The sequence below is a fragment of the Empedobacter sp. GD03797 genome (assembly GCF_029842105.1).
In the GTDB taxonomy this organism is placed as follows: Bacteria; Bacteroidota; Bacteroidia; order Flavobacteriales; family Weeksellaceae; genus Empedobacter; species Empedobacter falsenii_C.
The window spans coordinates 17,404-42,966 of the sequence record NZ_JAOCFS010000008.1 but is presented as its reverse complement, the minus strand read 5'-3'; the positions used below and the strand labels follow the sequence as shown (position 1 = coordinate 42,966).

Annotated in this window: 25 protein-coding genes; 10 read left to right on the top strand and 15 right to left on the bottom strand. The window is 31.4% G+C overall.

Translation table 11 applies throughout. The features are described 5' to 3' along the window. Positions 1–173 precede the first annotated feature (173 nt). The 3 genes from rpsA to N5D90_RS07800 all read left to right on the top strand — a co-directional run bounded on the left by rpsA (position 174) and on the right by N5D90_RS07800 (position 3,692). On the top strand, positions 174–2,000 hold the full coding sequence (gene rpsA / locus N5D90_RS07810; RefSeq protein ID WP_280062090.1) for a 30S ribosomal protein S1: 1,827 nt from the start codon (positions 174–176) through the stop codon (positions 1,998–2,000). A 193-nt stretch (positions 2,001–2,193) separates the two neighbouring features. Then, positions 2,194–2,670 carry an Lrp/AsnC family transcriptional regulator gene (locus N5D90_RS07805; protein WP_038332665.1) on the top strand — a complete coding sequence of 159 codons (477 nt, stop codon included), beginning with the start codon at positions 2,194–2,196 and terminating at the stop codon, positions 2,668–2,670. Between the two features lie 14 nt (positions 2,671–2,684). After that, positions 2,685–3,692, top strand: coding sequence for an EamA family transporter (locus tag N5D90_RS07800; RefSeq protein ID WP_280062089.1), 1,008 nt, complete (start codon positions 2,685–2,687; stop codon positions 3,690–3,692). 51 nt (positions 3,693–3,743) lie between these two features. Here the strand turns inward: N5D90_RS07800 and N5D90_RS07795 are convergent, their stop codons facing one another. The 10 genes from N5D90_RS07795 to N5D90_RS07750 form a co-directional block, all read right to left on the bottom strand. Then, a complete protein-coding gene (locus N5D90_RS07795; RefSeq protein WP_280062088.1) occupies positions 3,744–4,163 on the bottom strand; it encodes a hypothetical protein in 420 nt (139 codons plus the stop codon). A 22-nt stretch (positions 4,164–4,185) separates the two neighbouring features. Further along, a complete protein-coding gene (locus N5D90_RS07790) occupies positions 4,186–4,689 on the bottom strand; it encodes a hypothetical protein (RefSeq protein ID WP_280062087.1) in 504 nt (167 codons plus the stop codon). A 36-nt stretch (positions 4,690–4,725) separates the two neighbouring features. Further along, positions 4,726–5,184 carry a hypothetical protein gene (locus tag N5D90_RS07785; RefSeq protein WP_280062086.1) on the bottom strand — a complete coding sequence of 153 codons (459 nt, stop codon included), beginning with the start codon at positions 5,182–5,184 and terminating at the stop codon, positions 4,726–4,728. 83 nt (positions 5,185–5,267) lie between these two features. Then, on the bottom strand, positions 5,268–6,392 hold the full coding sequence (gene ribB, locus N5D90_RS07780; RefSeq protein WP_280035473.1) for a 3,4-dihydroxy-2-butanone-4-phosphate synthase: 1,125 nt from the start codon (positions 6,390–6,392) through the stop codon (positions 5,268–5,270). Positions 6,393–6,401: 9 nt separating this feature from the next. Then, positions 6,402–7,862 (bottom strand): LptF/LptG family permease, encoded by a 1,461-nt coding sequence (locus N5D90_RS07775; RefSeq protein ID WP_280062085.1) that lies wholly within the window; start codon positions 7,860–7,862, stop codon positions 6,402–6,404. A gap of 3 nt (positions 7,863–7,865) precedes the next feature. Then, positions 7,866–8,495: an outer membrane lipoprotein carrier protein LolA gene (locus N5D90_RS07770; RefSeq protein ID WP_038332673.1), complete on the bottom strand. Its 630-nt coding sequence runs from the start codon at positions 8,493–8,495 to the stop codon at positions 7,866–7,868. Positions 8,496–8,528: 33 nt separating this feature from the next. Then, positions 8,529–11,102, bottom strand: coding sequence for a DNA translocase FtsK (locus tag N5D90_RS07765; protein ID WP_280062084.1), 2,574 nt, complete (start codon positions 11,100–11,102; stop codon positions 8,529–8,531). Between the two features lie 217 nt (positions 11,103–11,319). After that, positions 11,320–11,784, bottom strand: a complete 465-nt coding sequence (locus tag N5D90_RS07760) for a hypothetical protein (RefSeq protein ID WP_280062083.1) — start codon at positions 11,782–11,784, stop codon at positions 11,320–11,322. A 64-nt stretch (positions 11,785–11,848) separates the two neighbouring features. Continuing rightward, positions 11,849–13,093: an amidohydrolase gene (locus tag N5D90_RS07755; RefSeq protein WP_280062082.1), complete on the bottom strand. Its 1,245-nt coding sequence runs from the start codon at positions 13,091–13,093 to the stop codon at positions 11,849–11,851. 11 nt (positions 13,094–13,104) lie between these two features. Further along, on the bottom strand, positions 13,105–14,436 hold the full coding sequence (locus tag N5D90_RS07750) for an amidohydrolase (protein ID WP_280062081.1): 1,332 nt from the start codon (positions 14,434–14,436) through the stop codon (positions 13,105–13,107). A 148-nt stretch (positions 14,437–14,584) separates the two neighbouring features. On the opposite strand from N5D90_RS07750, the gene N5D90_RS07745 reads away from it, so the two are divergent. Continuing rightward, a complete protein-coding gene (locus tag N5D90_RS07745; RefSeq protein WP_180905196.1) occupies positions 14,585–15,088 on the top strand; it encodes a hypothetical protein in 504 nt (167 codons plus the stop codon). A 22-nt stretch (positions 15,089–15,110) separates the two neighbouring features. Here N5D90_RS07745 and N5D90_RS07740 read toward each other — a convergent pair whose 3' ends face one another. Further along, positions 15,111–15,971 carry a helix-turn-helix transcriptional regulator gene (locus tag N5D90_RS07740; RefSeq protein ID WP_280062080.1) on the bottom strand — a complete coding sequence of 287 codons (861 nt, stop codon included), beginning with the start codon at positions 15,969–15,971 and terminating at the stop codon, positions 15,111–15,113. A gap of 146 nt (positions 15,972–16,117) precedes the next feature. Here N5D90_RS07740 and dnaX point away from each other — a divergent pair, with 146 nt between their 5' ends. The 3 genes from dnaX (at position 16,118) to N5D90_RS07725 (ending at position 18,839) form a co-directional block, all read left to right on the top strand. Beyond that, positions 16,118–17,206, top strand: a complete 1,089-nt coding sequence (gene dnaX / locus N5D90_RS07735) for a DNA polymerase III subunit gamma/tau (protein WP_115001827.1) — start codon at positions 16,118–16,120, stop codon at positions 17,204–17,206. 209 nt (positions 17,207–17,415) lie between these two features. Next, positions 17,416–17,847, top strand: a complete 432-nt coding sequence (locus N5D90_RS07730) for a hypothetical protein (RefSeq protein ID WP_115001825.1) — start codon at positions 17,416–17,418, stop codon at positions 17,845–17,847. Between the two features lie 41 nt (positions 17,848–17,888). Next, positions 17,889–18,839, top strand: a complete 951-nt coding sequence (locus N5D90_RS07725) for an FKBP-type peptidyl-prolyl cis-trans isomerase (RefSeq protein WP_125349774.1) — start codon at positions 17,889–17,891, stop codon at positions 18,837–18,839. Positions 18,840–18,907: 68 nt separating this feature from the next. Here N5D90_RS07725 and N5D90_RS07720 read toward each other — a convergent pair whose 3' ends face one another. From N5D90_RS07720 to N5D90_RS07705, 4 genes are all read right to left on the bottom strand, one after another. Further along, a complete protein-coding gene (locus N5D90_RS07720; RefSeq protein WP_125349773.1) occupies positions 18,908–19,396 on the bottom strand; it encodes a thioredoxin fold domain-containing protein in 489 nt (162 codons plus the stop codon). Positions 19,397–19,515: 119 nt separating this feature from the next. Further along, entirely contained in the window at positions 19,516–21,726 is a 2,211-nt protein-coding gene (locus N5D90_RS07715; protein WP_280062079.1) for a TonB-dependent receptor, read from the bottom strand. 134 nt (positions 21,727–21,860) lie between these two features. Further along, entirely contained in the window at positions 21,861–22,403 is a 543-nt protein-coding gene (locus N5D90_RS07710) for an RsmD family RNA methyltransferase (RefSeq protein WP_115001821.1), read from the bottom strand. Further along, positions 22,379–23,170, bottom strand: a complete 792-nt coding sequence (locus N5D90_RS07705) for a DUF3822 family protein (RefSeq protein WP_038332697.1) — start codon at positions 23,168–23,170, stop codon at positions 22,379–22,381. The genes N5D90_RS07710 and N5D90_RS07705 overlap by 25 nt, the downstream gene beginning before the upstream one ends. Before the next feature lie 200 nt (positions 23,171–23,370). Between N5D90_RS07705 and kdsB the strand changes: the two genes are divergently transcribed. The 3 genes from kdsB to N5D90_RS07690 all read left to right on the top strand — a co-directional run bounded on the left by kdsB (position 23,371) and on the right by N5D90_RS07690 (position 25,558). Continuing rightward, complete coding sequence (kdsB, locus tag N5D90_RS07700) at positions 23,371–24,114, top strand: 3-deoxy-manno-octulosonate cytidylyltransferase (protein WP_280062078.1); 744 nt, start codon at positions 23,371–23,373, stop codon at positions 24,112–24,114. A 144-nt stretch (positions 24,115–24,258) separates the two neighbouring features. Continuing rightward, positions 24,259–24,810, top strand: a complete 552-nt coding sequence (locus N5D90_RS07695; protein WP_038332702.1) for an HNH endonuclease — start codon at positions 24,259–24,261, stop codon at positions 24,808–24,810. Positions 24,811–24,889: 79 nt separating this feature from the next. Beyond that, positions 24,890–25,558 (top strand): outer membrane lipoprotein-sorting protein, encoded by a 669-nt coding sequence (locus N5D90_RS07690; RefSeq protein WP_260392500.1) that lies wholly within the window; start codon positions 24,890–24,892, stop codon positions 25,556–25,558. Positions 25,559–25,563: the final 5 nt, after the last annotated feature.

The following is a 25,563-nucleotide window of genomic DNA, read 5'->3' as shown; positions in this document are numbered from 1 at the left end:
TTTGAGTTGAATCTAAAATTATTCCAAATATTAAAATATAATTGTTTATCTTTGCACTCGCTAAAATGGTTTAGGAATCAAGCGATTAATTATTAAGTTAAACATCTCTCGGTCATTTATTTGCATTTGAAGATTCCGAAATAAAATAGATTGAGATACAAATTTTTAGAATTATGTCTAAAGAAACAAAACAAGAGGAAGTACAAGAAGTTGTATTAAACACTCCAGTATTAGATGCGTCTGCTAATGCAAACGTAGCGCCAGAATCATTTGATTGGGAATCTTTCGAATCAGGATTAAACGAAGAAGATCGTAAAGAAAAAGCTGAATTAGAGCAAATGTACGATACAACTTTAGAAGACTTACATGAGAATGAAGTATTCAAAGGACAAGTTGTACGTATTACAGATAAAGAAGCTATCGTTGACATCAACTTCAAATCAGAAGGTGTTATTTCATTAAACGAATTCCGTTACAACTCAGACTTGAAAGTTGGAGATATCGTTGAAGTAATGGTTGATCAACGTGAAGATAAAAATGGACAATTAATTTTATCTCACAAAAAAGCTCGTACATTAAATGCATGGGATGCTGTTAACAAAGCACACGATTCTCAAGAAATCGTTAACGGTTACATCAAAGCTCGTACTAAAGGTGGTATGATCGTTGACGTATTCGGAATTGAAGCTTTCTTACCAGGTTCTCAAATCGATGTTAAACCAATCCGTGATTACGAACAATTCGTAGGAAAAACTATGGAGTTCAAAGTTGTTAAAATCAACCCAGAATTCAAAAACGTAGTAGTTTCTCACAAAGCGTTAATCGAGGCTGATATCGAAGTTCAGAAAAAAGAAATCGTTGCTCAATTAGAGAAAGGACAAGTATTAGAAGGTGAAGTTAAAAACATCACATCTTACGGTGTATTCGTAGACTTAGGAGGTGTTGACGGTTTAATCCACATCACTGACTTATCTTGGTCTCGTATCAACCACCCATCTGAAATCTTAGAAGATGGACAAAAAATCAACGTTGTTATCTTAGATTTCGACGAAGATAAATCTCGTATCCAATTAGGTATTAAACAATTAGAAGCTCACCCATGGGATGCTTTAGATGCTGATATCAAAGTTGGCGATAAAGTTAAAGGAAAAGTAGTTGTTTTAGCTGACTACGGTGCATTCGTTGAAGTTGCTCCAGGTGTAGAAGGTTTAATCCACGTTTCTGAAATGTCATGGTCTACTCACTTACGTTCTGCTCAAGATTTCGTAAAAGTAGGTGATGAGGTTGAAGCAGTAGTTTTAACTTTAGATAGAGAAGAAAGAAAAATGTCTTTAGGAATCAAACAATTAACTCCAGATCCTTGGACAGATATTACAACTAAATACCCAGTAGGTTCTACTCACAAAGGTAAAGTTCGTAACTTCACTAACTTCGGTGTATTCGTAGAATTAGAAGAAGGTGTTGACGGATTAATCTACATCTCTGACTTATCTTGGACTAAGAAAATCAAACACCCATCAGAATTCTGTGCAGTTGATGATATCTTAGACGTAGTAGTTTTAGAATTAGACGTAGAAGCTCGTCGTTTATCTTTAGGTCACAAACAATTAACTGAAAACCCATGGGATCAGTACGAAGCTAAATATGCTGTAGGTACTACTCACACAGGTGTTGCAGTTGACGTTTTTGACAAAGGTGCTACAGTACAATTTGAAGATGCTGACGTTGAAGCTTTCGCTCCAGCTCGTACATTAGAGAAAGAAGACGGATCTCGTATCAAAAAAGGTGAAGAAACATCTTTCAAAGTTATCGAGTTCAACAAAGAATTCCGTCGTGTGGTAGTTTCTCACACAGCAACTTTCCGTGAGGAAGAAGTTAAAGCTGAGAGATCATCTAACAACAATAACAACAATTCATCTAACACAATCGAAACTTCTACTTTAGGAGATATCGATTCATTAGCAGAATTGAAAAAGAAAATGGAAGAAGGAGGAAACTAATTCTCTAACCAAAATTTTTTAAAATAATAGAAAGGCTACTCATTTTTGAGTAGCCTTTTCTTTTGAATAATGATATTGTTTTATAGAATTAAAATGAATTTAATTTAAAGTTTAAAATAATATCAAGAATAACATACAATTTTTGATATATTTTTTGAATATTATTCAAAATAGTCTTAATTTTGCAGTCGAAATGGAAAAGATAGAATTTAATTTAGATGCTACTGATTTGAAAATCATGCGATTAATGCAAGATAATGCACGTATTAACAATGCAGACATCGCAAGAGAATTGGGAATGGCACCTTCTGGAATATTAGAACGAGTGAAAAAGCTTGAAAATAAACAAGTTATTTTGGCTTATCACGCAAAAATAAATCCAGTGGCAGTTGGACAAAAATTACTTTCGTATATGTTTATCAAAACCGTAGATATTATCGGTGATGAAACAGTAGGAAGACAACTTGCCGAAATTCCAGAAGTTTTAGAGGTTCATGATATTGCTGGAGAAGATGGTTATCTAATCAAAGTGAGAACTTCTGATAATGAAGGTTTGGTGGAATTGATGCGCAAACATTTGAGTAAAATTGGCGGAATTACTTCTACGCGTACAACTATAGTTTTACAAACAATAAAAGAAGAACAAAATATCGTTATACCAACGATTTAAAAAATAGAGATTGAATGAAAGGGAATCAACCAAGTAAGTGGCTGATTATTGCAGCGTATTTCGTGGTTTATGTAGTTTGGGGATCAACTTATTTTTTTATAGATAAGGCTTTGCATGGTTTTAGTCCGTTTATTTTGGGGTCGTTTCGCTTTATTGCGGCGAGCACAATGTTGATGGGATATTGTAAACTGAAAGGTTACAAGCTATGGGATAAACAAATTGTGAAACAATGTATGTTTACAGGGTTTATGTTGTTGTTTATTGATATGGCTGGGATTATTTGGTCCGAACAATTTTTACCAAGTGGAATTGTTGCAATTATGGCAGCATCGGCAGCAATTTGGTTTATTGTGTTAGATAAACCGAAATGGAAACAAAATTTTTCAAGTATTCCTACGATTTTAGGTGTTCTGTTAGGCTTTGTTGGCGTTTTGATGTTGTTTTATGAACAAACAACCACTGTGCACGCAGATGCAGATCAACAGTTCCTAAACATGATTGGGTTGATTGTTCTTATCTTTTGTTCGATTGCTTGGACGTTAGGTTCTTTGTATTCAAAATATGTAACAGAAAAGCAGAAAAAAGAAGTTACGAAACCAAAAGAGGATTTGAACATTATGGTCAAAACAGCTTGGCAAATGATTACTGCTGGAGTTTTGTTTAATACAGTTGCAATTTTCAATGGAGAATATGCTAATTTCAATTTTGCGAATGTAGCGACAGAAGATTGGTTGGCAATGGCTTATTTAACAACTTTTGGCTCTATTCTTGCTTTCGGATCATATGTTTGGTTGTTGCAATACCGACCAGCTGTGGAAGTTTCTACATATGCGTATGTAAACCCTATTGTAGCCGTTGCATTGAGTTATTTTTTTACAGATGATGTCGTAACTCATTTGCAAATTTACGGTTTGGCAGTAATTTTGTTCAGTGTTTTATTAATGAACTGGAATCTTTATAAAAACACAAAATTAGTTCAGAAAATTCTGCATTTTGTTTCTCGTAAACATTATGCGCATTAAATATTATGATGATTATTAATAAGAAAGCTTCTCGATCGCGAGAAGCTTTTTTTATAGTACAATTTTATCAAAATTTATATCGTTTGTAATTTCAAAGTTTTTAGCAATACACTCGAATAAATCATCATGAAAAGTAATTACATAATGATTTAAAGAATTCCATTTATCCTCATTAAAATAAGGATGGTTTTTATCGATTTCTTTTAATTCATTTATCCAATCTGAATTTTTTATCAAATAAATCTCAGACGAATTAATTCCGTAAATACTATAAGGATGATAATAAAGAGTTTCATTTCCTGGATAACCTATTTTGTATAGATGATGATTAAGAAATTTTAAAGTAACTGTTTCATAGTTTTCATCATCAACTCTAAAATTTAAATAAAGATTATTAGAGTTAGAAATTATTTTAGGAGAAGGAAATCCATCATCAATAATAAATTTAGTTTCGATTTTTTCTATTGTCATAATTTTTTTGTTTTACTATCTTTTAAAGAAGAATACCTCCTTTGCCTAAATAAGTTAATCTTGCATTTTTGTAAAAACTTTGTTCGTTACAGTTTTTGTCACATTTTACTTCTATATAGTAAATACGTGGATTAATCAGGCAAATTTCATTCAAATCTTTTCTACAAGTAGTGTTTAGCCATAAGCTGAATCGTTTTATATTTGAGGATGAAATAGTTTTTAATTCTTTTAAATTTCTAATGATATAAGTACGAGAAATTCCATCTTTATCTTTGTAAAATGGATATAATAGATTGTTTTCCAAAAGTAATTTTAATTCAAGATTTGCGCTTATAGAGATAGTGTCTTTATTATATTTGTACTTGTATTCTGATATTTTCTGTACATTTTTTTTAGGTTTTTTAAAGTCTTGTTCATAATTTTTTTGTTCAAAATATTCAATAGCCCATTTTTCTTCTTGAGATTGAGCAAAAGAAAAATTTGTTTTGAAAAGGAAAATAATAATTACGAATAAATATTTATACATAATGAATGTTTTGCAGTGTTATAAGTTATAAATATCTTAATGAGAATAAATTAAACCTAAATCTATTTGACAATTATCTGTGATTTTTCCTGTTTTGGATAATTTATAAGTTCTAGTTTTTACATTGTTTTTATCTAAATAATAATTTAGCGATACATATAAATCGTCATAATTATTTTCAAAGATATAAGAGTTTGAAATAGTTATTAAAGGATATTTTTTCTGAGATATAATTTTAAACTTTTTAGAATCAACAATACTTTTGTTTATAACATTTTCTAAATCATTTGTATTAAGAATTAATTTCTTTTCTTCATTAAAACAATTTGTAGCATTGTAGATATCAGGGTTTAAATCTAAAAATATTTTTTTTTGACCATTATATTCTTGTTGAAAATTTCGAAATACAATTTCTCTATAATTAATGAAGTTTTGCGAATAACTATTAATAGAGAAAGACAGAATAATTAATGCGAAAATTAATTTTATTTTCATAGGTGTGATAATTAGTAGTTAAATCTACAAAAAAAAGCAGCTCTTTTCAGAACTGCTTTTGTATATATTGGATAAATTATCTTTTACAATTTAGTGCATTTTACAATTTCCAAACCATATTGTGTTGTATGTGGTTCTTCTAAAGTACGCGTAATCAAATTCATTTTTTGGATGCCTAAATCTTTGATGATTTGAGAACCAATTCCGTGATCTTTTTCATCAGCTGGTAAAACACCAGATTTAGATTTTCCTTCAGAAAAACTTTTGAAAATCTCTAATTTTTGTTCAATCAACTCAGAACTTTGAATGTTATTAATAAAAATTACAACACCTCTTTCTTCTTCGTTGATAATGTTCATCGTTTTTTCTAACAATGGTGTTTCACCGTTTTGTAAAGCGCTAAACAAATCATAATAGCTATTTGTTGATTTTACACGAACTGGAACTACATCATCTTTTGTCCATTTTCCTTTTTTCAAAGCGAAGTGAACTTGATTATTTGTTGTTTGTTGATAAGCGATTAATTCGTATTCTCCGAATCTTGTTTTTGCAGGAAATTGCTCGATACGTTTTACTAATGATTCGTTTTCTAATCGGTAAGCAATCAAATCTTCAATCGAAACAATTTTAAGATCAAATTTCTTCGCAATCTCTAACAATTCTGGCAAACGAGCCATTTCTCCATCTTCTTTCAAAATTTCGACAATACATCCAGCAGGATAATGTCCTGCCATGCGTGCCAAATCAACAGCAGCTTCTGTATGTCCCATGCGAACCAAAACTCCACCATCTTTTGCAATTAATGGGAAAATATGTCCTGGTTTTCCTAAATCATCTGGATTTGTATTTTCATCAATTAAAGCTTGAATAGTTTTAGAACGATCCGAAGCCGAAATTCCTGTCGTACATCCGTGACCTTGTAAATCTACAGAAACAGTAAAATTAGTTTCGTAAATTGCCGTATTGTGCCCAACCATAAGGTCCAAACCTAATGCTTTACATCTTTGTTGTGTAAGTGGCGTACAAACCAATCCGCGTCCATGCGTAACCATAAAGTTGATGACTTCTGGCGTTGCAAATTCGGCGATACATAGGAAATCTCCTTCATTTTCACGATCTTCATCGTCAACTACAATGATAACTTTTCCTTGTTTTAAATCTTCTAAAGCTTCTTCAATTGTGTTTAATTGAGATGATCTATTTTCCATTGTTTTATGTTATTGATAACGAGAATGCTCCTCGTTTTTGTTTGTTTTCTTAAACTTATTAAAGTATTTTACAATTGGATCAACGTAAATACTGATGTCAAATAATCCAGAATCTTGATTGGCTTTGTAACTAAACAAAATAGAGAACGGAAGTGCAATAATATTCGCTGCCCAAGCGGCAAAAGTTGGATCTAATTTTCCGTTTTTCGACATGTTTTCTGCCGAGAAATTAAGGATAAAATAAATAACGAAAATGATAATTGAGATAACAACTGGCATTCCGATTCCTCCTTTTTTTACAATTGCACCTAAAGATGATCCAATCAAAAAGAAAATAATACACGTTACTGCATACGAGAAATTTCGTTGGTAATGAATATTTACTTTTGAATATAACTTTTCTCTGTTTACAATTTCTTGTTCAGAAAACGTCATATTTTCTTGATCTCGATTCACCATTTGTACGGCTTGATTAAGCACTTGATCTTGTTCTTGACGATTTCGCTCTTTCAAATCAAAAATCATATTTGTTTTTACCGTATCAATATCTTTTACTTTGATTGAATAGAAATAGTTTTGATTAAACATATTCGTTTTTAAATCTTTGTAATACTTCTTGTAATCTGTGTTTAATGAATCGATAAGATGTCTTAAACCTTTTCCGTCCAAGTATTTGTAAGAGTTTCCTGGGTCTTCGTCTTTACCAGAATTTAAAATATCTGTAATGTCAATATAATAGTTTAAAGTATCAAATTTCGTATATTGATTTTCTTGACGTTTGCGTTGATCAAAGTTTTTATTTTTGATGTTATCGGTATAAGCAATTCCATCAAAAAGTTCCATTTTTAGATAATGATTATCATTTTTGTCTGGTGCAAGATTTCCCTTTTTCGCAATAATTGTCATCGTATTTTCACCAAAAGGTGCATTTTGATGCACAAAAACGTCTTCTAATTTTTCTGAATTTTCGCCCGAAACTTTATTAATTTTCATTTGAAATCCTGGAACGGTTTCGATAAAAACACCTTCCTTCATACTTACTGTCGGCTTGGTTTGTAAGATGTTGAAGTACATTGTTCGTGCTTTTTGTTGGGAATATGGCATCACTTTGTCTCCGAAAAAATACAATCCGACAGACATTAAAGCGACTAACGTAAACAATGGAGCAAGGATTCTGGTAAGTGAAATTCCAGATGCTTTCATTGCAGCTAATTCGTATCGTTCTCCAAAACCTCCCATGGTCATAATAGAACCCAAAAGGATTGTAAGCGGTAATACAAGCTGAATAACGTTAATTCCTAACCAAAAAAGTAATTCGGTAATAGTGTACCATTCTAAACCTTTTCCAACAAATTTTTCCATTTGTTGCCATGCAAATTGCACGATAAAGATGAAAAATAGAACACTAAATATGAAAAAAAATGGACCTAAAAAGGTCTTGATTATATACCAGTCAAGTTTTTTTAACATTGATTATAATTGAGTAATCATATAGCCTTGCGACTTATATTTCTTTTGGTCAAAGTTAAAGTAACTTTTGTGAATAAGTAAATTTTGAACGTAATCTTTTACAACGATTGATGTTGTATCGCCATTTTTACCATATTCCTTGTAATCGTAGATTTCATTATTCGCTGTATTCACTCCTAAAACCGAGTATTTGATTGTAGAAGTTTTAGTTGGCGTTAATTTTATATACTGAATTGTTTTTCCTCCAACGGTTTTTTTATCTGTTAAAGCGTAGCTGAAATCAGTACGATACGTGTTCAAAACTTTAGTTGGTGTTAAGAAATCATCTGTGTTAGATGCATCAGAAATAGTGACTTCTTTATCATCTTTTGCAATTGTATATAATTTAGTTCCTGTGAAAATTTGGTTGATGTCGCCTACATTCAAGTTAAATTTTTGTTTCATTGCAAAAACTTCTCCCGAACGACTTGTTGATTTTCCATTTGCGTTATGGCTAAAATCAAATTTGATGTAATACGAGTTTGCGTTGGTATATTTAGCGTAAACTTTGTCTAAGATTTGTTTTGCTGATTGAGCGTTTAATGTTCCAACCCCTACTAATAAGAGTATGAAAGAATAGATTATCTTTTTCATACAATTTAATTTTCTATCTGTTTTTAATAAATTTTAGTTCAAATTATTCAACAACTGTTCCAAACTCATGTCGTCTTGTATCAACACTTGTCTTGCTTTACTTCCTTCGAAAGGACCAACAATTCCGGCAGCTTCCAATTGATCAATCAATCGTCCGGCGCGATTATATCCTAATTTTAATTTTCGTTGTAATAAAGACGCGGAACCTTGTTGATTCATTACAATCAAACGTGCAGCATCTTCAAAAAGTACATCACGATCAGATAAATCAATATCTAAATTAGATCCACCTTCTTCACCAACATATTCTGGCAAATGCATCGCATCTGGATAACCACGTTGTTCACCAATAAATTCGGTAATTTTATCCACTTCTGGTGTATCCACAAAGGCACATTGTAAACGTACTAATTCGTTTCCAGTTGTGTATAACATATCACCTTTACCAATTAATTGATCGGCTCCTTGCGAATCTAAAATCGTTCTCGAATCGATTTTTGACGTTACACGGAAAGCGACACGACCAGGGAAATTGGCTTTAATTGTTCCTGTAATCACATTTACAGACGGACGTTGAGTCGCAACAATCAAGTGAATACCAACAGCACGAGCCAACTGAGCCAAACGAGCAATCGGTAATTCAACTTCTTTACCAGCTGTCATAATCAAATCTGCAAACTCATCCACGATTAATACAATATATGGTAAGAATCTATGACCTGCTTCTGGATTTAACTTACGTTGTTTAAATTTCGCGTTATATTCTTTGATATTTCGAACGAAAGCATTTTTCAATAATTCGTAACGATCATCCATTTCAATACAAAGTGAATTTAACGTGTTAATTACTTTCGTATTATCTGTGATAATTGCTTCTTCCGAATCTGGTAATTTTGCTAAATAATGACGCTCTATTTTAGAATATAAAGTAAGCTCAACTTTCTTCGGATCGACCATCACAAATTTTAATTCAGATGGATGTTTTTTATAGATTAACGAAGCGATAATTGCATTCAAACCAACCGATTTACCTTGTCCAGTTGCACCAGCCATCAACAAGTGAGGCATTTTTGCTAAATCGGCAACAAAGGTTTCGTTCGTAATTGTTTTTCCGAAAGCAATAGGCAATTCCATATCAGCATTTTGAAATTTTTGCGAAGCAATAACCGAATGCATGGAAACCATCGAAGGATTAGAATTTGGAACCTCGATACCAATTGTTCCTTTTCCAGGAATCGGCGCAATAATACGAATACCAAGCGCAGCCAAACTTAAGGCAATATCATCCTCAAGATTTTTGATTTTAGAAATACGAACACCAGCTTTTGGTACAATTTCGTACAAAGTAACTGTAGGACCGATTGTTGCTGAAATTTCATCGATTCCGATTCCGTAGTTTCCTAAAGTTTCGACAATTCTATTTTTGTTCGTTTCTAATTCTTTTTGATCAATTAACGTATTTCCGTTGTCATATTTTTTCAATAATGAAATAGGAGGAAATTGATAATTTGGCAAATCTAAACGTTGATTGTATTCACCTTGTTCTTGCACCAATCGAGCAGAAGTTGCTTCAAATTCTTCTTCCTCATCAACATGTTGAACTTTTAATTCTAATCCATTTTCAGAAGAATTTTGAGTTGGTTGAGCAGGTTGAATTTCTGTTTCGAAATTTTGTTCATCATTAATTGATAAAAAATCTACTTGATCATATTCTTCCTCCTCATCAGCCAAATCTTCAACCACTAATTCTGTAATATTAAGTGGAGTTTCTTCGATTGTTTCTTCCTCTTTTGGTTGATTAATTTTAAATTCTTGATGAAATGCTTCGTTTGGATTTACTTTATGAGATTGAATTGCTTCTTTCTCTTGTTGTTCTATTAATTCTAATTCTTGCGATAAACTATCTTCTTGTTGCTTTTCGGCATCTTGATTGAATTTATTTATCTTTTCTTGTTCTTCTTTTTCTTTGCGTTTTCTTAATTCAAGCTGTTCTCTCTTGATTTTTTCTTGCTCTTTTTCTATACGCTCAATTTCTTTTTGTTTCGCACGTTCTTCCATTTTTTCTTGGATAGATTGATACGTCATTCGGAAATGAATCACACAATAAATCAACAAACTAACGAAAAGCAATAAAATTACACCCCATTTACCAATAAAGCTATTTAGGAAATCATTTACTTCAAATCCCATTACACCAGAAAGCATGTGTTGAGTTGGTAAAATGCAACCAAAAAATATTGGCAACCAAATCATGAAGAAAATGCTTTGATAAAGCGTTGTGAAAGGTTTAATTTTTTTCCAATTTGTAGCCACTTTAACTCCCAAAAGAATAAAGAAAACTGGGACAAAAAATGAAACGATTCCGATTCCTTGCAAAATGAATGTTTCGCCTAATAATGCGCCAAACTTCCCGAAAATATTTTCAGCGGTTTGACTTTTGTCTAATAAATCAGAGATTTGGCTCTGATCCATAAAACCATTAAAAAAATAAGAGATAAACGAAGCTGATAGTAATAAACCGATTACTAAAAACAGTATACCTATAATTGTTTTGACGATTTGTTTTTTAGGAGTTTTTGGTGCTTCCTGCGTGTTTTTTATAGCCATTTTAAGGTTGAGTATAATTGAGGCAAAAATAATAAATCTTTGACAGACGAATCTAACGAAAAGTATTTAAATTTACTAAAATCGTAAGCAATTTTAACTCAATTTGCTATCTATTATTGATTATTATTAGAAATGATTTATAAAAAATAAAAAACTGAGTTAGATACAATATCTAACTCAGTTTTGAATATTTGATTATTTAGTCTGTTTTTTTTGCTTAATCATTTTTGAAATGATCCATTTGACGTTTGGCTTCTGCACGAATTAGATTTAATTCTATTTCAGATTCTTTCTTGATTTTTTCAAGACTTTCTTCCATCGATTGTTTCAAGGCTTCAATATCTTTTTTGAGTTCTAATGATTTTCTCTTGTTAAAACGTTCTAGATAATAACCTGCAGCAGCGATGACAACCGAAACAATAATTCCCATCACAACCAATAAATAATTCAAAGTTCGATGAAATTCCTCCATTCCTTCTTTATGAAAATTGATAATATCAGCGACATTTTGTTTGCTTAATTCTAAATTATCTTCTTTCAGATCAAGTTCTCTTAGCTTAGAATCAATTTTATTTTCATACAATTCTATCTTAGCATCTATAACCTCACTTTTCGAAACAGTTTGTTGTCCGTAATTATTTATTGATAGTAGTAAAATAAAAACTATAAAAGTAAACTTCATCTTAATCGTATTAATTTTAAACAATGTACTAATATAGTAAAATATAACGATAATTTCTTTCTGGTTAATTTTTCCAAACTAAATTTCCATTGTGCGCTAAAGCTAGAACAGGCGACATTCGCGCAACTGCTTCGGCAGAACAACTTGCATCAATCAAAACGATATCAGCATTATCACCAGTTTTTGGCCATTGTTGATTTCCTTTGTTGTCTAATGGCGTAATGTTTTTTGTTGCAAAACCTAAATTTCTCGATAAATCATATTCAGTTTCTAAACCATATAATTCTGAAATCAAATTTGCTTTTTGCAACATATTTCCCGTTCCAAACGTGCTCCAGTAATCTTGTACATTATCATTTCCGATTAAAATTTCAACACCATTTTTTACCAAAGTAGGAATTGGCATGGCGACTTTATTGCGGAAAGGAACAGAAGAAACAATTCCAACTTTTGCTTCGGCTAATTTTTCTGCAATTTCTTGTTCTTCGCTTTTTGATAAATGTGCTAAAGCAAAGGCGTGACTTACATATGTTTTTCCTTTTAATTGAGGATTTTTTATCGTTAATTCAGCTAAATATTCAATTGTATGCATTCCTTCTTTTCCTGTGTCGTGTAAATGAATATCGATTCCTTTATTATTATCCAAAGCCAATTGAACCGTAAAATCGATTGCTTTTTCGATGTTTTTATCAATACTAAATGGATCTAATCCACCAACAAAAGCAACGCTTTTTAATTGCGCAGCTTCTTTCATCAACGAAGCAGAATCGGTATAGTACAAACCGTGTTGAGGAAAAGCAACCAATTCGGCACTGAATGTTTCCTTTTTATTTTCTAAGGCTTTTTCTAAATTTTCTAAAGACTTCAACCCAGAAGTTGTATCGACATTGAAATGGGTACGTGCGAAAGTAGTTCCGTAATGTTGCAATAAATTGATTAATTGTTCGCCACGTTCAACCGAAGTTTTTAACAATTCTGGAATAATTTCTTGCTCATACGAAATCATATCCGCAACAGTTCTGCGTTTTGGAGAAAGTGCTTGCCAAGGTAAACCGTACAATGTTTTGTCCAAATGCACGTGCATATCTTTGAAAGAAGGCAACATTAGTAACCCTTTTGCATCAATAGCATCTGTTAATTGCGGATTGTTTGTACTTACTTTTGTAATTTTACCATCTTTTATTTCAACCGAAAATAAATCAGTTTTTGTTCCAATAATTCCAGATTGATCTTCAATAAAACCTGTTTCTAATCGTACATTTTTTAAAGTATAATCTCCTTTAGCTTTTGCTGTATAATTTGTTTGCATGATGATCAATATTAATAGACAATATTTCCTTTTACAATTAAGGAACGAACAGGTGATATTCTCGAAACCGCTTCTGCAGAACAACTTGCATCAATCAAGATAATATTCGCGTCATCGCCTTCTTTTGGCCATTGTTGTACACCTTTATCATTTAATGGAATAGGTCCTGCGGTAGCTAATTTCAACATTCTTGATAATCCAAATTCAGAACTTTGTCCGTATAATTGTGCCGCAAGATTTGCTTTTTGTAAAACACTTCCTGTTCCGAATGTATTCCAATAATCCACAATGCTGTCGTTCCCAGTTAGTACTGTTACACCGTGTTTCAATAAAGTTGGAATTGGCATAACTAAGCTTCCGAATGGAATAGTAGAAACAATTCCGATTTGTGCTGCGCCCAATTGTTCGGCAATGGCTTCTTGTTTTGTTTTATCCAAAGTCGCTAATGCAAAAGAATGACTGATGAATGTTTTTCCTTTTAATTGTGGATTTTCGTTTACTTTTTTGATTAAATAGTCAATGGTATCGTGACCAGATTTTCCTGATTCATGTAAGTGAATATCAATTCCTTTGTTATGATCTAACGCTAATTGAATTGTTGCATCCATTGTTTTCTCGATTGCGCCATCAACATTTGTAGGGTCTAAACCTCCAATAAAATCGATGTTCATTTTAGCAGCTTCTTTCATATACGGCATCGAATCGGTGTAGAATAACCCGTGTTGAGGAAAAGCAACCAATTCAGCTCCAAACGAATCTTTTTTGTTCGCTAAAGCAATTTCTAAATTTTTCAATGAATCTAATTTAGAAGTTGGTTCGATGTTTACATGACTACGCGCAAAACCTGTTCCGTTCGATTGTAATAGTTCAATCAGTTTTTCTGCTTTGTAGGTAGATTTTTTTAACATTTCTGGCAAAACTTTTTGCTCTAATTCAATCATTCCTTTGATTCCTCCAGAACGACGAACTGCCCGCCATCTATCTGCATACAAGGTTTTGTCTAAGTGAATGTGCATATCTTTGAAAGATGGTAACATCAACAAACCTTTCGCATCGATTGCTTTTGCATTAGGTTGATTTGGGCTGATTTTTTTGATTTTTCCGTTTGAAATTTCAATTGTAAAAAGATCTGTTTTTGTTCCAATGATTTCATCGTTTTCATATTCGAACCCCGTTTCTAAACGAACATTTTTTAGGATGAAATTTCCTGGTTTTGTTACATTCGTTTTATCTAATTGAAAATCTGGTGCTGCTTGTAAAAATCCTGGTAAGAAAGAAAATCCTGCTAATCCTAAAGCTGAATTTTTAAGAAAATCTTTACGTGATATATTGTTATTGCTCATAGTTCATTATTTTTTGTAGTACAAAGTACCTGATATTGTATGAATTGAACTATCATAAAAACTGCTTATTCTTGTAGAATTTATCTTTTTCTTAAATATTATGAGAGTTTTGATTGTATATTTGATTATTATGTAATCCTTTAAAAGTATGAATACATACAAAGACTTTTTAATTATCAATAATTTTAAGGAAATCAAAGAAGAGTTTCAACTAAAAAATAACATTTTAGTATTCAGTAACTTTAATAAAAAATTGCACGAAGAATATATAGAAAATAGAAAAGAAATAGTTGAATCTTATTTCGAGAATTTACAAAAAGATCTATTAAATAATACTATAAAAATAGAGGATTATTATGCATTGTTTTTGCTTGAAGATGGATTTGATGAATCACAATCTACTTTTTTTTCAAATTATTTTTTACAATATATCAAGAGTTTGAATATTGCTATATCAAATAAGTATTATAGTGATGAAATTCTTGATTTTACTTGGAATGTTTTAGATCGAATATTTCATGAATGTTTTCATTGTGAACCGGAGTTTGAAGAAGAATATTTGAATGAACTTATCAAATTAAAAAATCAAATTGAAGAAATAGATAGTCAAGATGAACATTTACTTAAGCAAAAAATTGAGCAATTTATATAAGAGAATATAATGTTTGAAAATACTATTTTTGATTTCGAAATTCTGATGGAGTAATATTAGTTTGCGCTTTAAAAAAGTTCGAAAAATAGGCGTGGTCAGTAAAACCTAACTCGAAAGCTATTTCTTTGATGGATAAATCTCCTGATTTTAAAAGTCGTTTTGCTTCGATAATAATTCGTTGTTGAATAAGTTGTGTAGCAGAAACTTTCAGATGTTTTTTGCATAAGATATTCAGGTAATTAGCCGAAATATGTAATTTCTCTGCATAAAAAACAACCGATTTTTCTTCCTTGTAAAATTCATCAATCAACATATTAAATTTTGCTAATCTCGGATTGGATTGATAAACTTTAAATTCCGTAAAAACTTGTTCCGCTTCTTTACTCACAATTGCTGCAATAACAGCTGCACGAGCGTTAATCAAATGAACCAATGAATTTTCAGATTTTAATTCTTCTTTTATGGCATTGAATTCATACATCAATTTCGAGAAAGCTTCGTCCGATAATTTTATAACTGGATGATTTTGATAATTAGTAAATGAAAAGCGGAAATAAGGCGCGAATTGTTCGAAAAATGAACGTTCAGTCATCAATTGATAACCAATTGTTCCATCATTTATTTGCCATTTATGCATCTGTCCAGGAAACAAAATATGAATTTCTTTGTCATCGATTGGATAATCTTTCGAATCAATATTATGCGTTCCAGAAGCTTTGTCAAAAAGAATAATTACAAAAAAATCGTGCTTGTGTGGTTTATCTATATGTCGTTCGCCATGCAATTCATTAAACAGCAATTCATCGCGACCAGCTAGTTGTCCTTTTCGAAAACTTTTTATGCTGATAATAGGTATTGAATCTTGGTTTTCTGAATTTCGCATAAAATAAAAATGTGTTCAACAATCAAATGAATTGTTAGAAATATTACTTTTTTTGACTTGTGTAATTTATAAATAAAAATAGAATTAATTGATGAGCTTTGAAAGAATTTTTATTAGAAACTTAAAACTATTATATTTGCATTTGTATGGAAAATTTTGTTGTTTCAGCCAGAAAATATCGCCCGCTAAATTTTGAAGATGTAGTTGGACAAGCGTCTATTACAAATACTTTGGAGCAAGCGATAAAGTCAAATCAATTGCCGCAAGCTCTTTTATTTTGTGGACCAAGAGGTGTTGGAAAAACAACATGTGCTCGAATTTTAGCACGTAAAATCAACGAAGAAAATGGAGTAGAAGGCGATCAAGATTTTGCTTTCAATATTTTTGAGTTGGATGCGGCATCTAATAATTCGGTTGACGATATCAGAAATTTAATCGATCAAGTGCGTATTGTTCCTCAAATAGGGAAATATCGTGTCTACATCATTGATGAGGTTCATATGTTGTCAACAGCTGCTTTTAATGCATTTCTGAAAACGTTAGAAGAGCCACCAGCGCATGCTATTTTTATTTTGGCAACTACAGAAAAACATAAAATTATTCCTACGATTCTTTCTCGTTGTCAGATTTATGATTTCAAACGAATTGGAGTTGAAGATATCAAAGGACATTTGAAAAATGTTGCTGAAAAAGAACAGGTAACTTTTGAAGATGATGCATTACATTTGATTGCTCAAAAAGCAGATGGTGCGTTACGCGATTCATTGTCAATCTTTGATAGAATGTCAACTTTTACCAATAAAAATTTGACCTATTCTTCAGTAGCAGAAAACTTGAATGTATTAGATTACGATTACTATTTCAAGATGACAGACGCGTGTTTGGAAAATGATATTCCGCAAGCGATGTTGCAATTGAATGATATTTTGAACAAAGGTTTTGATGCACATTTATTTATTTGTGGTTTGGGTGCTCATTTTCGTGATTTATTAATGGCGAAAACAGCTAATACAGTAAGTTTATTGGAAGTAGGAGAGCGTATAAAAGCAAAATATTTGGAGCATGCGCAAAAATGTTCAGCAACGTTTTTATTTGGAGCAATTGAAATTTGTAATGAGGCAGATTTAAACTACAAATCGAGTAAAAATCCACGTTTAACAGTTGAAATTGCATTGATGCAATTGGCTTCGTTAACGGCAGAAGAAAACGGGCTTAAAAAAAAAAGTATAGGATAGTTCCGCCAACGTTTTATTTTTCTGAACAACAAACTTCTAAAATTGAAGTTCCTCAAATTCAGCAAAATAATTCTATTCCTCAAAATGGGCAAACTTCACAACAGGTAAATACGCAACACGTTAAAACTTCGATTTCAGAAGAAGTCAAAGAATATACGCGTGCTTCAAAACCAATTAGAACAAATGGTAATTCGTCGTTTAGTCTTAAGATGGCTTTGCCTGGAGCAAAAGTAGAAGAACATCAAGAGGAGATTTTACGAAATGATTTGCCTCGAGAAAAGTTTACATTGGATCAAGTAAAAGAAGGCTGGAAAAGATTTTTGGATCGATTAAAAATCGAACATAATATTCCGTCCTATAATGCTTTGATGACAACTGAACTTGGCTTGGAAGGTGATGAAATTATTTTCGAATTTACTTCTCATTCATCGGAACAAGAATTTGAGGAATACCGTGATCGAATCAGAAATAGTTTGAGAGCATTCCTTAAGAATCACTATTTTAGTATTCAAATTAAGTTTTCTGAGAAGGAAGCAACGAATCATATCTTATCAAACAAAGAAAAATTTGAGAAATTATCAGATAAAAACCCGATTTTGTTAAAATTAAAAGAAGAATTTGGTTTAGATTTGTATGATTAATGAAAGTTTCTTATTAAACTTGCAATAAATTTTTATAAATAATGAAAAAAGTTCTTTTAGGGATTTTTGTTGTTGCGTCGTTAGTGTCTTGTAACAAAGGAAAATCTGTAGACAAATTAGAAAGCGAAGATCAAAAAGCTTCTTATGCTTTCGGAACTGGTCTTGGTGAGCAAATCAAAGGTCTTGGAGGACGTTTAGTTGAAACTGATAGTATCAACTACGATCAATTAGAAAAAGGGATCCGCGATTACTTAAAAGCAGGTAAAGAAGGTAGAGAATCTTACGCGATTGGTCAACAAGTTGGTCAGCAAATTGAGACGGTTATTAACCAACAACAATTAGATCAAATGGACAAGGATATTATTGTTCAAGGGATTATGGATGTTGTACGTCACAAAAAATTGTTGATTACACAAGAAGCGGGAATGGGAATTTTAGATACGTATGCAAAAAATCACCAACAAAACTTGGTTAAGAAAAATGCAGACGAGTCTAAAAAATTAGTAGACGAGAAGAAAAAAACTTCTGGTGCTAAAACAACTGCTTCTGGATTAGTTTATGTTGTAGAAAAAGAAGGAACAGGTGCTAAACCAAACATTAATAGTATTGTTAAAGTAAAATATACTGGTAAAATTTTAGCTACTGGTAAAACTTTTGACAGTACAGATAAAAACCCTGAAGCTAAAGGAGGTGTAGAATTTCCTTTGAACCAAGTTATTCCAGGATGGTCAGAAGGTTTACAATTAATGTCTAAAGGATCTAAATACAAATTCTATATTCCAGCTAACTTAGGTTACGGTGAAATGGGAGCTCCTGGAGGACAAATTGGACCAAACCAAGCATTAGAGTTCGAAGTAGAATTAGTAGACTTTAAAGAAGGTCAACCAGCGCCACAAGGTCAACCAGGTGCGCAAGGAGGACAAGGTTTATCTGAAGAGCAAATTAAAGAATTACAAAAACAATTCGAAGCTCAAGCACAACAAGGTAAATAATCATCGATTAGATATAACAAAAAAATCCACTCAATTGAGTGGATTTTTTTTATGGATTAATTTTTAAATTATTTCAAATATTTAAAAATTTGATTTGCTTCTACAGAACCTTTTTTGATTGTAACAAGATTTTTATCCTTGTCGAATAAATAAAATGTAGGAATAGAAGTTGGTTGAAAAATTGGACCAAATTCGTAATTAGAATCATATAATAATTCTACATTTTTATTGTTTACAAAATTAGATGCGTGCTCTTTTAGGAAAGGGATAGCGTCTTTTGCTTCGTATTCAGAAACCAAAATAATCTGAGTATTTTTTAAATGTTCTTCGTAATTATTGCTAAAATGATTCAAGGTTAATTGGCAGTGAATACACGTTGGCGAATATAAAACGATTAACGTTTGTTTTCCTTTTTTGATATCTTTTGAACTGAAAATTCCTTCGGATTGCATTTTTACAAAAGAAAATTCTGGAATAGATTTTAGCGTATTTTCTGTTTGTGCAAATGTAAAAATCGAACAAAAGAATATCAATAAAGCAGTAATTTTTGTTTTCATGTTTTTAAGAAAAATTTTGACGGAAGTTAGTCAATTCTATCCAAAATAAAAACGACAGTTTATAAAACTGTCGTTTTCCTATTAAATAAATGCTAAAAATATGTTTAACTCTGAGAAAATTAGAATTTGAAATTTACTTGTCCAGCCATGTTAAATGGATCGATTTGGTTGATGTAACCACCTCTGTAGTATGAATTGTATCCGATTTCGTCTGTAATATTATTGATGAATATACGGAAATCAAATTTACGAGTAGAATATCCAATTTGTGCATTAAGCGTTGTATATTCTGGCATCATAAATGGTTTTACACCAGGAGTAGTGTTATGAATAATTGTTTTCTTCGTGTATTCATTTACAGGTCTTTCTCCGACATAGTATGCTCCCACAGATAATGATATTCCGTCAACAAATGTATTTGTATTTTGGAATTTGTATTGAACCCATGCGTTTGCAGTATGTTTTGGAGCATTCATTGGAGCTGAACCATCCATGTAAGCAGGTGAGTGCTCATATTGTGTGTCTAAATATGCGTAACCTAATAAAACTTGAACATTTGGTAATGGACGACCAGAAATATCTAACTCAATTCCTTGACGTTTTAAATTACCTGCTAAACCATATAAGTTTTCTTTTGTAACAGGATCTGTTGCATTACTTCCATCTTCATTATAAATAGTATAAGAAAGATTTTTATTGTTCATATTGAAGTAAGTAAGGTTAGCACGTAAACGGTCATTGAACCAAGATGTTTTAACACCTGTTTCGAATTGATCAGTTTTAGAAGAACCTACACGTCCACCATTTTCTAATAAGTTCATTGCAGATCGTAAACTTGTACTAGTAGTCCATGAAGCAAAAAGATTTACACTTTTTGTTGGGGAAACCATTAATCCAATCATTGGATCAACTGCATTATCATGGTTACTGATTGAATACGAATAACGTAAAGATCCAATTACTTTAATGAAATCTTTATAAGATAAATGTTGTTGAGTCATGAAACCATAATAGTAGTTATATGTTGGGGTTCCAAAAGATCCTAATTCTAAATTTTTAAGTAAATCCGAAGATAGACTTACATTATTTTGAATCTCTTCAAAGATATTTGCTTGAGGTAAATAATATTTAGTTACCCCATTTTCTTTGTAACTTCCTATTCCTTTTGCACTTCTTGAAGTACTTCTATCATAAGAATAATCATATCCAACTTGCCATGACCATTTGAAGTCACTAAAGTTAAAATCTTTTCCCATCAAATCAGCTTGAATAGCTGTACTTCTATCATCATTATATGATCTACCTAATGTACGATCTAATATATTTAAATTATTTTTATCGCTTTTTACAAGAGAAGTTGATGTATTATCATTTGTAAAGTAAGAACCAAAATAAGCTACACGGAAGTTAATTTTATCAGTAATTTGACGATTAACCCAAGCAGAATATGTTAAATTTTCCATTTTGGTTTTATCGTATTGAGTACCTAAAAATTTATGACCCATATTAAATAATGCTTCTGTATCATCTGCTGCTAAATTAACAGTACCACGATCAGGAACACCATTCAAATTTAAATAATCCATTTGTACCACAACTTCTGTTTTATCATCTGGTCGCCATGCAAAAGAAGGATTTATATAATGTCTTTTTGTTTCAATTACATCTCTATAGCTTTCACCATATTGATATGCTCCATTCAAACGAAAAGCAAATTTCTTATTATTATCCAATACTTGTTGCATATCAAAAGTTGCTCTAACATTGTTCCAACTTCCATAACGTAAACCTACTTCTTTTTCGTTATTGAATCGAGGAGTTTTTGTGACAATATTGATTACACCACCAGCAGAACCTAATCCTGTAGCAATACCTTGTGTAATAGAGGCTGCACCTTTTATAACTTGAATAGATTCCACTCCTTGCATATCACTTATTGCAGAAGCTGTACGGAAATCAGAGTCCATACGAACACCATTTTTTAAGACTGGAGTTCCTCTATATCCACGAATAGACATAGATTCTTTATAACCACCATAGTTTCCAAATAATGTAACACCTGGGACATTACGAGCAGCATCCGTAATAGTAAGAGCCCCTTGTTCTTCAATTAATTTTTCTGAAATTGTAGAAATTGATTGAACTTGATCTTGAGGATTCCCTGGAAAACGTGTAATCATTTCTAATCCACGTTGTTTTTTTGCTCTATCTCCAAAGATTTCTACTTCTTGTAGATTACTTACTGTATCTTTTTTTTCTTTCTCTTGTGCGAAGGCAGTAGAAAAACTTAGAATAGTAAGTGTAGCTAGTAAAAGTTTATTCCTTTTCATATGTTATATATATTTATTCTAAATAAAATTAATGATGCAAATTTAATTAGACTTAGTATAAATAAAAAAAAGAAATCGACTGATAGATATCATCTATCAGTCGATTTTGTTAAATATTTTAAGAAAATGTAGGTTTACTCGAAAAAAGAGAAGTGTACGTTTCCGTATTTTTTGTGTTGTACAAAGTTTGGATGCTCTTCAAAAGAAATGCTTGATGGATGTTCTAAAACAAAATTTCCACCTTCTTCTAACCACTGATTATCGATTACCAAATTTGGGATTTTTTTGTAAGTTTCTACATCCAAATCGTAAGGAGGATCAGCAAAAATAATATCAAATTTCTTTATAGGTTGTTTGTTCAAATATTTAATGACATCACTTTTTACAGTAGAAATAACATCATCTAATTTTAATTGTTTCGCTGTTTCGTCCAAAAATTTTACACAACCATAGAAATTATCAACCGAAGTTACTTTTTTTGCTCCACGCGAAGCAAATTCTAATGAAATACTTCCTATTCCAGAGAATAAATCTAAAACGGTAATTTCGTCGAAATACCATTCGTTGTTTAAGATATTAAATAAAGCTTCTTTCGCGAAGTCTGTTGTTGGGCGCACCGGTAAGTTAGTTGGTGCTGTGATTCTTTTTCCTTTTAATGTTCCTGAAATGATTCGCATTCGAATAATTTATATAATGTAAAATATTGCCCAAGTTGCTTGTCTGCTTCGTTAAACGAAATATGACGCACATATTTTTGTAAAGTTTCGTAATAATTTGGCGAATTCAAGATATCACCAAAAGCATACAACGAAACGGTATTTGGACTAATATTTAATTGATTTAATGTATACAAAATGTAAAACAAAAAGTCTTCTTTCGTTTTTGTTTCAAATAGATTATAAAAAATAAATTCTCCATTGCTTAACACACAAACTTCTAATTTTTGATGCATTAAATTGATATAAATTTCATCGTTTTTAGAATTAATCATTCCATAATCTACCAAGAATTTACCCGAATGATATAAACGCGCATTTTGCAAGTTCGGTAACGAAAGCAAAATATCTTTTAGCGGATAATGAATATTGTAGATAATTGAAGCATCTACATTTTCCAAAGGGCAATCAATCGCTAATTTTACGGGACTATAGTTAGAAAGTGATAACAATTCCTCGAAAGGTTTGTGTGCAAACTGATTTGGAACAACATTTACAGTTGTCGACAAAAAACAAATGTGCACATAATCATATTCTTGTAACAAAGTCAAATTAGAACGCAATTCATGTTCAATCTCAATTTCCGTTTTGTTAAGATTTGTAAAATCTACCGAATAGTCATACACATCCGAGTACGAAGTCGTTTCCCCGTCGGTTGTTTTGGTAATATAACTAAGCATATCGTGAGATAGTAAAATCGCTAACGAACGTTGAGTTGTTTTTGACATAAATTTTTCTTTATCCTTGAATTTTTAACTCGCTGATTAAGATGTATATTAATCCTAATGAAATCAAAAATAACAAAATTTTGAAAGCAATCTTCATACAGAAAATTTATTTTAGCAAAGATACTATAATTATTTTGTTGATTAAAGAAGCATTTCAGCCGAATCTATTTTAAATTTACAGAAATTTGAAATTAAAAATTGTGAAAAAAATAGCCGTAATTCCAGCTCGTTATGCAGCAACACGTTTTCCAGGTAAATTGATGCAACAATTGGGCAATAAAACTGTGATAAGAATGACGTACGAAAATGTTGTTGCAACCAATTTGTTTGACGATGTTTTTGTGGTGACAGATTCTGATTTAATTTTTGATGAAATTGTTTCGCACAACGGAAAAGCAATCATGAGTATCAAAGATCATGAAACGGGAAGCGATAGAATTGCAGAAGCTATACAAGATATAGAATGTGATATTATCTTGAATGTGCAAGGTGATGAACCATTTGTGAACGAAAAAGCGTTGGCAGATATTTTATCCTCTTTTGATGGAGAAATGGGAAAAACTGTAGATGTGGCGACTTTAAAAGAATCCATTATAAAAGAAGAAGATATCAACAATCCTAATTTTGTGAAAGTGGTCACTGATATCAACGATTTTGCGCTTTATTTTTCGCGTTCAGCAATTCCATTTGCTCGTGAAACCAATTTTACACCAAATTATTTTCGTCATTTAGGGATTTATGCGTTTAGAAAAGAAGCTTTATTGAAGTTTTCAACACTTGAAATGCGTCAAAATGAGCGTGCAGAAAAATTAGAACAATTGCGTTATTTGGAATATGGAATGAAGATTAAAGTAATTGAAACCGAATCGATAGGAGTTGGAATTGATACTCCAGAAGATTTAGAACGTGCAAAAAAGTACTTATCCACTATTGTTAAAAAATAATCTTTAAACTTTTTATGATTTATATTTGCCCTAAAATCAGCTATACTTGACGTGTAAATGAAATAATTAAGTTAATTAATATTTAAAAAATTATTTCGGTATGAATGTTGTTGTAAAATGGAGTAAATAAGTAAAATAGTGATTATGAGTGATTCATGGAAAGAATACGAAGCAGAAGGATTAATTGAAAAAAGATCCTTTTTAGTTTCAAAAGATGGTCTTGTAAAAAAATTATACACAGGACAAGATAAATACAAAATCTTAGAAGGAGCGATTAACAACGGTTATCGTGCGATTTGGGTAACAAAAGCAGACGGAAAACGTACGGCTAAATATGTACATAAAATGGTTGCCGAAACTTTTTTACCAAATAAAGATAATAAAGAATATGTAGTGCATTTGGATCATAACAAATTAAACAACGCAATGGATAATTTGAAATGGGCAACATTGGACGAATGGAAAGAGCACAATAAGGATTTATTTAGAATGATGAAAGGACGTTCTCGTTTAGACAGTATTCCAAATAGTAAGTTGACAGAAGCACAAGTAATTCGTCTGAAAAAGAAATTAATTGATCCAAATAGAAAAACAAAAATTTCTACACTAGCAAAACAATTTAATATTTCTCAAGGTCAGGTTTACCGTATCTTAAGAGGAGAAAATTGGGCGCATATAGAAGTTAAAAAAGACTAAAAGACAATATTTCTTTACAGAACTTTAAATTAGTTTTTATATCTTGTTCGACAGATTGTTAAAAATTAAAAAAGTTCTTATGTCGAAATTGACGTTTAGTGCGCTTATGATTTCATTATTTTCTGTGACTACATTTGCACAAAATGCAGAGAAAATAATCGAAACTCATATTCAAAAAACAGGAGGTGAAGCAGCTTGGAATAATTTGAACAGTATTATCCTAAAAGGAGAAGCCATTATAAATGTTGGAGATTCTTACCCAATGATTGTTTATCATCAACGCCCTTACAACAAAAAAGTAGTGTTTGTGATGAATGGAAAAGAAATCTTGAACGAAGGATATGATGGTAGAATGGGATGGACATACAGCGAAGTTGCGAAGAAAAATGTAGCTGTAAAAGATTATAAACCAGACTCTTTTGACTCTGATGTATTGAAATACAAACAAAAAGGATTTAAGGTAAAATACTTAGGTATAGATAAATACGATCAAAATAATAGTTGTTATAAAATCGAATTAACAAAAAATGCGAATTCAACAGTTTATTGTTTTGACAAAAATTCTTACGAAATTGTAATGGAGAAAAATAAAGATGAAACACTTTATTACTCTAATTTCAAAAATTACAATGGATTATCTTTCGCTACCAAAGTTGTGGGGAAACCTACAGAGGGAGGAGAATATGTGATTAAATTTAATGACATAAAAATCAACCCAGCAATAGATAAGAAAAATTTTAAATTCTAAATATA

Excerpts from the sequence above, each read along its gene's own strand:
- rpsA (WP_280062090.1), top strand. The coding sequence starts at position 174 with ATGTCTAAAGAAACAAAACAAGAGGAAGTACAAGAAGTTGTATTAAAC.
- N5D90_RS07805 (WP_038332665.1), top strand. The coding sequence starts at position 2,194 with ATGGAAAAGATAGAATTTAATTTAGATGCTACTGATTTGAAAATCATG.
- N5D90_RS07800 (WP_280062089.1), top strand. The coding sequence starts at position 2,685 with ATGAAAGGGAATCAACCAAGTAAGTGGCTGATTATTGCAGCGTATTTC.
- N5D90_RS07795 (WP_280062088.1), bottom strand. The coding sequence starts at position 4,163 with ATGACAATAGAAAAAATCGAAACTAAATTTATTATTGATGATGGATTT.
- N5D90_RS07790 (WP_280062087.1), bottom strand. The coding sequence starts at position 4,689 with ATGTATAAATATTTATTCGTAATTATTATTTTCCTTTTCAAAACAAAT.
- N5D90_RS07785 (WP_280062086.1), bottom strand. The coding sequence starts at position 5,184 with ATGAAAATAAAATTAATTTTCGCATTAATTATTCTGTCTTTCTCTATT.
- ribB (WP_280035473.1), bottom strand. The coding sequence starts at position 6,392 with ATGGAAAATAGATCATCTCAATTAAACACAATTGAAGAAGCTTTAGAA.
- N5D90_RS07775 (WP_280062085.1), bottom strand. The coding sequence starts at position 7,862 with ATGTTAAAAAAACTTGACTGGTATATAATCAAGACCTTTTTAGGTCCA.
- N5D90_RS07770 (WP_038332673.1), bottom strand. The coding sequence starts at position 8,495 with ATGAAAAAGATAATCTATTCTTTCATACTCTTATTAGTAGGGGTTGGA.
- N5D90_RS07765 (WP_280062084.1), bottom strand. The coding sequence starts at position 11,102 with ATGGCTATAAAAAACACGCAGGAAGCACCAAAAACTCCTAAAAAACAA.
- N5D90_RS07760 (WP_280062083.1), bottom strand. The coding sequence starts at position 11,784 with ATGAAGTTTACTTTTATAGTTTTTATTTTACTACTATCAATAAATAAT.
- N5D90_RS07755 (WP_280062082.1), bottom strand. The coding sequence starts at position 13,093 with ATGCAAACAAATTATACAGCAAAAGCTAAAGGAGATTATACTTTAAAA.
- N5D90_RS07750 (WP_280062081.1), bottom strand. The coding sequence starts at position 14,436 with ATGAGCAATAACAATATATCACGTAAAGATTTTCTTAAAAATTCAGCT.
- N5D90_RS07745 (WP_180905196.1), top strand. The coding sequence starts at position 14,585 with ATGAATACATACAAAGACTTTTTAATTATCAATAATTTTAAGGAAATC.
- N5D90_RS07740 (WP_280062080.1), bottom strand. The coding sequence starts at position 15,971 with ATGCGAAATTCAGAAAACCAAGATTCAATACCTATTATCAGCATAAAA.
- dnaX (WP_115001827.1), top strand. The coding sequence starts at position 16,118 with ATGGAAAATTTTGTTGTTTCAGCCAGAAAATATCGCCCGCTAAATTTT.
- N5D90_RS07730 (WP_115001825.1), top strand. The coding sequence starts at position 17,416 with ATGGCTTTGCCTGGAGCAAAAGTAGAAGAACATCAAGAGGAGATTTTA.
- N5D90_RS07725 (WP_125349774.1), top strand. The coding sequence starts at position 17,889 with ATGAAAAAAGTTCTTTTAGGGATTTTTGTTGTTGCGTCGTTAGTGTCT.
- N5D90_RS07720 (WP_125349773.1), bottom strand. The coding sequence starts at position 19,396 with ATGAAAACAAAAATTACTGCTTTATTGATATTCTTTTGTTCGATTTTT.
- N5D90_RS07715 (WP_280062079.1), bottom strand. The coding sequence starts at position 21,726 with ATGAAAAGGAATAAACTTTTACTAGCTACACTTACTATTCTAAGTTTT.
- N5D90_RS07710 (WP_115001821.1), bottom strand. The coding sequence starts at position 22,403 with ATGCGAATCATTTCAGGAACATTAAAAGGAAAAAGAATCACAGCACCA.
- N5D90_RS07705 (WP_038332697.1), bottom strand. The coding sequence starts at position 23,170 with ATGTCAAAAACAACTCAACGTTCGTTAGCGATTTTACTATCTCACGAT.
- N5D90_RS07695 (WP_038332702.1), top strand. The coding sequence starts at position 24,259 with ATGAGTGATTCATGGAAAGAATACGAAGCAGAAGGATTAATTGAAAAA.
- N5D90_RS07690 (WP_260392500.1), top strand. The coding sequence starts at position 24,890 with ATGTCGAAATTGACGTTTAGTGCGCTTATGATTTCATTATTTTCTGTG.